Raw genomic sequence first — 8,343 nt, forward strand, 5'->3', positions numbered from 1 at the left:
GGCGCAGCCGGCAGGCCAGGGCCCGGGGCGACCGAGAGCGGATCGTCACTCCCGCTGGGCGCGCCAGTCGAAGCGGCGGTGTCCCAGGGTCCATCGTGTCCGGCCTCGGCCCCACCACCGGCCCGACCACCGGCCCCACCACCGACCTCGGACCCAACCTCGGACCCGGCGCTGCGACCGACCAACCGCGCCCGCGCCGGGATCCCGCCGAGCGCCCGCATCCGGTCCATCGAACGCATGCGCTCGAGCGGGCTGGTCAAGCGAGTCCGTATCGGCTGCGCGCGCAACGGCCCCGGGGAGGCGGCCGCCGCAGATCCCGGCAACGGTTTCGCCGACTGTGGGGAGGCGGCGGCCGCTGGTAGGGGATCCTCGGCCGGACCGGGTGCCGGCGCCCGCCCGAGAGCGCCGGGTGGCAGCGTCCCGGCTGTGCCCGAGGCAACGGCGTCGGGCTCAGTCCGGGTCGCCGGGACCTCAGCGGGTTCGGTCCCGGCGGGTTCGGATTCGGGTCCGGCCCTGTCGGTCCGTCCCGTTTCGGTCGGTCCTGTGTCGGTCCAGGTAGAGCCGGTTCGGACTGTCCCGGTCCCGGCTGTCGGGACCTCGGTGAAGCCGATTCCGACGGGCTTCGGTCCTTGGGTCTCGTGTGCGAGGGCCTCGGCTGTGGAGGTCTCGGCTGCGGAGGTCTCGGTCACGGGGGTCTCGGTGGCAACGGTGTCCGCGTCTGCGACGGGCGTGCCGGCGGTGCCGCCCGCACGCGCGGAGAGCGGCACGGCGGCCGAATCGGCGATTCCTGCCGAGGAGACCGTCGGTACGCCGATCATCGGTGCCGGGGGCGCCGATGCCGCGACCGTCAGTTCGGCATATCTGGGGACGGCGGCGCCGGTCGAGGATCTCGAGGGCGTAGCGGTCGAGGCGGACGCGATGGACTCCGCGACGTCGAGGTGTTTCGTGGCCTTGGTCTCGCCGAGCTCGTCTCGACGACTTTCGGCTGAGCCGTGTTGTTCGCCTGCGCGGCTTTCATCGTCAGTGCTGTGCCGTTTGGCTTCGTTCGGTCCCAGCGGGTGACCGGTGTCCTCGTCGCGAGGACTGGGCGCGTCGTCGCCGGGAGCCCCGTTGCTCAGCGGTCGCGAACGGTGGCCGGGTGAGTGGTCGCCGTCGCCCGGCTCATCCAGGGCGCGTGCATCGTTCCCGCCGTGAGAACGGCTCGGACCATCGGGATCGGCTCCGCGGTGCCGATCGTCCGTAGCCTGCGGGCTGGTTCCCTCGCGCCGGCCGCTGACCGCGTCGACGGGATCGCGGCGGTCGGCCCCCTCGAGTGGCATGGGTGCCGCTGGCGGTGGCGGTGGCAGTGCCGGTGCCGGTGGCGCTGTCGATGCCGGTGGCGTGGATGCCGGTGGTGTGGTGACGGTGGTGCGGGCCGGTGGGCGCGGACGGGTGGGGCGCGTCGGCCGGCCGGTCCGGGACGAGCGTCGCTCGCCGCCGCGCTCCAGGATTTCGCGCAGCCGCTTGCGCACGACGGACAGCGGGGGACGGCCCAGCCCCCGCGGCGCCATCAGATCGTCGATCACCGGCGCCAGCGGGCCAGCGAGGCGGAAGGGCTGACGCCGTCCCTGCATGAGCGCGGCGAGCACCGAGATCGGGTCGCCGCCGGCGAAGGGCGGACAGCCCTCGATCGTGGTGAACAGCGTGGCGCCCAGCCCCCACCGGTCACCGGTGGCGCTGCCCGCGTCCCCACGGGCCCGCTCGGGCGGCAGATAGGCCGGCGAGCCGAGCACCATCCCGGTGCTGGTGAGCCGGGGATCACCGTGGCTGACCGCGATGCCGAAGTCCGTCAGCCGGGCCCGACCGTCGGGGGTGACCAGCACGTTGCTCGGCTTGACGTCTCGGTGCACGATGCCGAGTCGGTGCGCCGCCTCCAACGCGTAGGCCAGACTGATGCCGACGCGACAGGTCTCGTCGACCGGCCGGGGGCCGAGATCGGTGATGATCCGCGACAGTGACTGTCCTTCGACGTACTCCATGACGATCCAGGGCAGATCGCCGTCGTCGATGACGTCGAGCACGGCGACGGCCCCGGGATGGTGCAACCGCCCGGCGGCGCGCGCCTCGCGCAGTACCCGTTCCCGGGCCCGGTCGCTCTCCTGGCCACTCTCGGTGATCGGCAGTCGAACTTCCTTGACGGCCACCACCCGCTGGAGCAGCTCATCGGTGGCCCGGTGCACGACGCCGAAGCCGCCATGTCCGAGGACGCCGTCGAGCCGGTAGCGCCCTCCGACGAGGGCTACTGCCCCGGCCGGACCCGGGTTGTCCGGGGACTCGCCTGCCATCCCTTCGTCCCTTCCCGATCGCCAGTGAGGCTCGCGTCCATGGGATCACATCGTGGCCGGCCCGCGGAGGTCGGGCATGCTGGCGTCAGCGCCCGATCGGACCACGGACTTCGACGAGAACACGAGGTGGCGAGACCAGGTGGTGGGCCGAGACCAGGAGGTGTGGCGAGGCCAGGGGGTGCGGCGAGGCCAAGGGATGTGGCGAGAACAAGGCGTGTGGCGAGAACAGGGGGTGCAGGGACATGGGGTGGAGTGTGGACGACAGAAGCTGGGAACGGCTGCGGAACGCCGCTGTCCGTGTCGCGCAGAGTGCCTACGCGCCGTATTCGGGCCTGCGGGTCGGCGCGGCCGCGCTGGTCGTCGACCGTCCGGACGCCGAGGGCCGCACCACCGGGGACGAGCCGTGGATGGTCGTCGGCTGCAACGTCGAGAACGCCTCGTACGGCCTCGCGCTGTGCGCCGAGTGCGGCCTGGTATCGGCGCTGCACGCCCAGGGAGGCGGCCGTCTGGTGGCGTTCGCGTGCGTCGACGCGGACGGGCGGCCGCTGGCGCCCTGCGGCCGGTGCCGGCAGCTGCTCTACGAGCACGGCGGCCCCGACCTGCTCGTCGCGACCGCCGACGGCGTCCGCCCGCTGGCGGAGTTGCTGCCTGGCGCGTTCGGTCCGCTCGACCTGCCGGTCCCGCCGCGGCGGGCGGGTCTCGCGGCGGTGGCTGCCGGTGATCCGCCCGTTCCGCCCGTTCCGCCCGGCTCACCCCCAACCGGTGCTACCCCGTCCGACGGATCGGGGGCGTCGTGACCGCCGACTTCGACGTCGTCGACCTCATCCGGGCGAAGCGGGATGGCCGCTCGCTGCCACTGGCGGCCGTCGACTGGCTGATCGATGCCTACACCCACGGCCGGGTCGCCGACGAACAGATGTCGGCCTACCTGATGGCGGTGGTGTGGCGCGGAATGTCCCCGCCCGAGCTCGACCGCTGGACCGCCGCGATGATCGCCAGCGGCGAGCGGCTGGACCTGGCCGGGGTCGGCCGTCCCACCGTGGACAAGCACTCGACCGGTGGGGTCGGCGACAAGGTCTCGCTGGTGCTGGTGCCACTGGTCGCCGCGTGCGGCGTCGCCGTCCCGCAGCTGTCGGGGCGGGGCCTCGGGCACACCGGTGGGACGCTGGACAAGATGGAGTCGATCCCGGGCTGGCGCGCCGACCTGCCGGTCGAGCGGATGCGCCGCCAGCTCGCCGAGATCGGCGCGGTGATCTGTGCCGCCGGGGCCGGCCTGGCCCCCGCGGACCGCAAGCTCTACGCGCTGCGGGACGTCACCGGAACGGTCGAGTCGATCCCGCTGATCGCTTCGTCGATCATGAGCAAGAAGATCGCCGAGGGTACGTCCGCGCTGGTCCTCGACGTGAAGGTGGGCTCGGGGGCGTTCATGACCTCGCTGGATGACGCCCGGGAGTTGGCGCGGACCATGGTGGGGCTCGGCGCGGCCGCCGGCGTGCGGACCGAGGCGGTGCTGACCCGCATGGACCACCCGCTGGGGCGCACGGCCGGCAATGCGCTGGAGGTCGCCGAGGCGGTCGACACCCTGCGCGGCGGCGGGCCGGCGGACCTGGTGGAGATCACCGTCGCCCTGGCCCGGGTGATGATCGAGCTGGCCGGCGCGGGGCTGGAGGTCGCAACCGGCGGAACACCCCCGGCCCATGACCCGGCCGTGGCGCCGACGGTCCGTGACCCGGCCGAGGTGCTGGCGGCCGGGGACGCCTACCCGGTGTGGCGGGCGATGGTCGCGGCACAGGGCGGCGATCCCGACGCGGTCCTGCCGCGGGCGACCCACGTCGAGACCGTGCCCGCCCCCGCGTCCGGCTACCTGGCGAGTCTGGACGCCCGGGCGGTCGGCATCGCGGCCTGGCGGCTGGGCGCGGGGCGGGCCCGCAAGGAGGACTCGGTGTCCGCGACGGCGGGCGTGCGCTGGCGGGCGGGCATCGGCGACCGGGTCACGGCGGGGGAGCCGCTGCTGGAGCTGCACACCGACGATCCGGGCACCCTCGGCCGCGCGCTGGCCGTGCTCGCCGGTGCGGTGGAGGTCACCCCGCAGCCGCCGCCGCCCGTCCCGCTCATCGCAGACCACATCCGCTCCTGACCCCGTCGGGGCGGTCGGGCGAATTCGGCCGGCGTCGCGGCGCCGCGGTTCTGTCGGACCCGTGGCCTACGGTCTGGGCACGAGACGGAGGACGCGATGACGAACGACGCACCGCCCGGCCCGATCACGATCGACGAGATCCGCCGGGTGCCGAAGGTCCTGTTGCACGATCATCTCGACGGCGGGCTGCGGCCGGCCACGGTGGTCGAGCTCGCCGACGAGACCGGCTACCGGGACCTCCCGTCCACGGACGCGCACGCCCTGAGCACCTGGTTTCGGGGCGGAGCGCACAGCGGCTCGCTGGTGCGCTACCTGGAGACGTTCAGCCACACCGTCGGTGTGATGCAGACCCAGGAGGCGATCCGGCGGGTGGCGCGCGAGTGCGCCGAGGACCTCGCGGCCGACGGCGTCGTCTACGCCGAGGTGCGGTTCGCCCCCGAGCTGCACGTCGAGCGTGGCCTGTCGCTGGACGCGGTCGTCGAGGCCGTCCTCGACGGCTTCCGCGCGGGCGCCGCCGGCACGCCGTTGCGCATCCGCGCGCTGCTCACCGCCATGCGTCACCAGGCCCGCTCGCTGGAGATCGCCGAGCTGGCCGTGCGCTGGCGGGACGCCGGGGTGGTCGGTTTCGACATCGCCGGCGCCGAGGCGGGCAACCCGCCGACCCGGCACCTCGACGCCTTCCAGTACATCCAGCGGGCGAACGGGCACTACACGATCCATGCGGGCGAGGCGTTCGGGCTGCCGTCGATCTGGGAGGCGGTCCAGTGGTGCAACGCCGACCGTCTCGGCCACGGGGTGCGCATCGTCGACGACATCACGGTCGATCCGGACGGTAAGGCGATTCTCGGGGATCTCGCCAACTACGTGCGCGACGTCCGGGTGCCGCTGGAGATGTGCCCCACCTCGAACGTGCACACGGGTGCCGCGCCGAGCGTCGAGCGCCATCCCATCGCCCTGCTGCGCCGGCTGCACTTCCGGGTCACGGTGAACACGGACAACCGGCTCATGAGCGACGTGTCGCTGTCGGGGGAGTTCGCGACGCTCGTCGACGTCCATGGCTACGACTGGTCGGACATCCGCTGGCTCACCCTGAACGCGATGAAGTCGGCCTTCCTGCCCTTCGACGAACGTCTCGACCTGATCAACGACGTCATCAAGCCGGGCTACGCGCCCTACGTCCGTGAGGAGGTCGCCCGATGAGCACGGGCGTGGCAGGAACCGAGCCACTCGGCGCCCAGGCGGCGCCGGCCGGCCCGGTTCCGAACCGGCCCGCCCCCGCGGGCGTCGTGGTCGGAGCCGACGGGCGGGCGCGTTGCCCATGGGGCCTGTCGGCGCCGGAATACGTCGAGTACCACGATGAGGAGTGGGGCCGCCCGGTCCGGGATGAGGTGAGCCTGTTCGAGCGCCTCACCCTCGAGGCGTTCCAGTCCGGGTTGTCGTGGCTGACGATCCTGCGCAAGCGGCCGGCGTTCCGGTCGGCCTTCGCCGGGTTCGACCCGGGCGTGGTCGCCGGGTTCGGAGCCGCCGACGTCGAGCGGCTGCTCGGCGACGCCGGCATCGTGCGCAACCGCCGCAAGATCGAGGCCACGATCGTCAACGCCCGGGCGGTGCTCGCCCTCGACCGGCCGCTGCCCGAGCTGATCTGGTCACATCGGCCGCCGCCGCCGCGGCGAGCCAGGCCGGCCACCCTCGCCGAGGTGCCGGCGAAGACCGCCGAGTCGGTGGCGCTGGCGAAGGGGCTGCGCGCGGCCGGCTTCGTGTTCGTCGGCCCGACCACCGCGTATGCGCTCATGCAGGCCTGCGGTCTCGTCGATGATCATTTGGCGGACTGCTGGGTGCCGCACGTGTCCGAGTAATGCTCTCGCGGGGTGGGACCGCCCGGGGCGGATCAGGTGGGAAAACCGCCGAGGACGTCGGCGGAGGCGGACAGTCCCAGGCGGGTCGCGCCGGCCTCGATCATGGCTGTCGCTCTTTCCGCCGTCCGGATGCCGCCGGAGGCCTTGATTCCGAGCCGTCCCCCCACCGCTTCGACCATCGCCCGCACCGCGCGCACGCTGGCTCCCCCGGCCGGGTGGAATCCGGTGGACGTCTTGACGAACTCGGCCCCGCCGGCCTCCGCCGCCCGGCAGGCCGCGATGATGTTCGCGTCGGGCAGCAGCGCCGTCTCCAGGATCACCTTGAGGATCACGTGCGGCGGCACCGACAGGCGGACCTCGGAGATCTCGGTCTCGATCGCCCGCCAGTTCTCGTCCATCGCGTTGGCGATGTCGATGACCATGTCGATCTCGGTCGCGCCGTCCGCGACAGCCCGGCGGGCCTCCTCGGCCTTGATGACGGTGAGATGCGTGCCGTGCGGAAAGCCGATCACCGAGGCGACGGCGAAGGCGGGCTCGGCTTCGGGGCCGCCACGGTATGTGCTCGCCGCAGCGAGGTAGACGTGGGTCGGGGCCACGCAGACCGCGCCGACGCCCAGCTTGGCGGCCTCGGCGCACAGCGCGAGCACCTCCTCGTCGGTCGCGGCCGGGGCCAGCAGGGTGTGGTCGATCAGCCGGGCGACCTCGGCCCGCCGCAGGGTGGGCCGGGCGCCCTCGGCCGGGGTGGGGGAGCCGTTCCCCGGTTCCGCGGCGGGACGGTCGGGTCCGGCGGGATCGGTTGTCATACGTTGCATCATTGCCGATCCCGTCTCGCGCTCGAGGAGTCAGTCCGTGCATCTGCACGTCGTGGACCATCCCCTGGCGGCCTCGTCGCTTACCGTGCTCCGCGACGAGCGCACGCCGCGCTCCCGTTTCCGGCCGACCCTGCACGACCTGGCCACGATGCTGGTCTACGAGGCGACCCGGGCGCTGCCGACGACGCCCGTGCCGGTGACGACCCCGCTGGCGACGACGACCGGGGTGCGGCTGGCCACCGAGGCGGTCCTCGCCCCGGTGCTGCGCGCGGGCCTCGGCATGCTGCCCGCGGCACTCAGCCTGCTCCCGGACGCCCACACCGCCTTCATCGGCCTGGCCCGGGATGAGACCACTCACCGACCCACCGTCTACCTGGAGGCCGTGCCCGCCGACCTGGCCGGCCGGCCCGTGCTGCTGCTCGACCCGATGCTTGCCACCGGCGGCTCGGTCCTGCACAGCCTGCGGCTGCTGCTCGACCGCGGGGCGCGGGACATCACGGTCGTCGCGGTCGTCGCGGCGCCGGAGGGGTTGGCGGCGCTGGAGTCGGGCCTGCCGGCCGCGGCGGCGGCGGGGCTGACGGTGGTGACCGCGGCCGTCGACGAGCGGTTGAACGACACCGCCTACATCGTCCCCGGGCTCGGCGACGCCGGCGATCGGATCTACGGCGAGATGTGATCCACGGGGGAGGTGCGGCGTGCGGCGCTGCCGGCGGACGGCTCGGGCGTAGGTGGCCGGCCCGCGGGTCGGCTACCCGAGCTGGATGAGCAGATCGTCGACGGCGGCGATGAGCTCGGCGAGCCGGGACCGGGCTCGCTCGCGGGCCGCGATGACCGCGTTGACCGTCATGGCGTCGGTGGCGTCGGTGGCCTGGGTGGCGTGGGTGGCCGAGCCGACGTCGACCGGCTCGACGACCTCGAGGTACACCTTCAGCTTCGGTTCGGTCCCGCTTGGCCGGAAGGTCACCCTGTCGTCGTCGAGGAACAGGACGAAGACATCGGCCGTCGGCAGGACACCTTCCGTCGGCAGGACACCTTCCGTCGGTAGGGCACCCTTCGTCGGCAGGCTGCCATCGTCGAGCAGGTCGCGCCGGCCCGTCACCGTGCGGTCCGCGAGCCGCGGCGGGGGGGGGGGGGGGGGGCCCCGCCTCGCCGTGGCGCTCCCGGCGACCTCGACGAACCCAAAACACCCCTCCCCGCTCACCAGCACCCCCAAC

The 8,343-nt window shown here is 73.5% G+C and carries 7 protein-coding genes and 1 pseudogene; 5 read left to right on the forward strand and 3 right to left on the reverse strand.

Features of this window, described 5'->3' with window-relative positions; genetic code table 11:
* Nucleotides 1-2,324: serine/threonine-protein kinase (locus ND748_RS19295; protein ID WP_251747405.1), on the reverse strand; the 2,324-nt coding region annotated here is incomplete at its 3' end.
* A 242-nt stretch (nucleotides 2,325-2,566) separates the two neighbouring features.
* On the opposite strand from ND748_RS19295, the gene ND748_RS19300 reads away from it, so the two are divergent.
* The 4 genes from ND748_RS19300 to ND748_RS19315 all read left to right on the forward strand — a co-directional run bounded on the left by ND748_RS19300 (nucleotide 2,567) and on the right by ND748_RS19315 (nucleotide 6,317).
* Nucleotides 2,567-3,121: a cytidine deaminase gene (locus ND748_RS19300; RefSeq protein WP_285902377.1), complete on the forward strand. Its 555-nt coding sequence runs from the start codon at nucleotides 2,567-2,569 to the stop codon at nucleotides 3,119-3,121.
* Nucleotides 3,118-4,461, forward strand: a complete 1,344-nt coding sequence (locus ND748_RS19305) for a thymidine phosphorylase (protein WP_251747407.1) — start codon at nucleotides 3,118-3,120, stop codon at nucleotides 4,459-4,461. The genes ND748_RS19300 and ND748_RS19305 overlap by 4 nt, the downstream gene beginning before the upstream one ends.
* A gap of 96 nt (nucleotides 4,462-4,557) precedes the next feature.
* Nucleotides 4,558-5,661 (forward strand): adenosine deaminase, encoded by a 1,104-nt coding sequence (locus tag ND748_RS19310; RefSeq protein ID WP_251747408.1) that lies wholly within the window; start codon nucleotides 4,558-4,560, stop codon nucleotides 5,659-5,661.
* Nucleotides 5,658-6,317, forward strand: coding sequence for a DNA-3-methyladenine glycosylase I (locus tag ND748_RS19315; RefSeq protein ID WP_251747409.1), 660 nt, complete (start codon nucleotides 5,658-5,660; stop codon nucleotides 6,315-6,317). The genes ND748_RS19310 and ND748_RS19315 overlap by 4 nt, the downstream gene beginning before the upstream one ends.
* 32 nt (nucleotides 6,318-6,349) lie before the next feature.
* Here the strand turns inward: ND748_RS19315 and deoC are convergent, their stop codons facing one another.
* Nucleotides 6,350-7,129 carry a deoxyribose-phosphate aldolase gene (gene deoC, locus ND748_RS19320; protein WP_251747410.1) on the reverse strand — a complete coding sequence of 260 codons (780 nt, stop codon included), beginning with the start codon at nucleotides 7,127-7,129 and terminating at the stop codon, nucleotides 6,350-6,352.
* Nucleotides 7,130-7,166: 37 nt separating this feature from the next.
* Between deoC and upp the strand changes: the two genes are divergently transcribed.
* Complete coding sequence (gene upp / locus ND748_RS19325; RefSeq protein WP_251747411.1) at nucleotides 7,167-7,805, forward strand: uracil phosphoribosyltransferase; 639 nt, start codon at nucleotides 7,167-7,169, stop codon at nucleotides 7,803-7,805.
* 72 nt (nucleotides 7,806-7,877) lie between these two features.
* Here upp and ND748_RS19330 read toward each other — a convergent pair.
* Nucleotides 7,878-8,343: pseudogene (locus ND748_RS19330) on the reverse strand (phospho-sugar mutase); the annotation flags it as partial.

Origin of the sequence: Frankia sp. AiPs1 (assembly GCF_023716945.1) — a bacterium.
GTDB lineage: Bacteria > Actinomycetota > Actinomycetes > Frankiales > Frankiaceae > Frankia.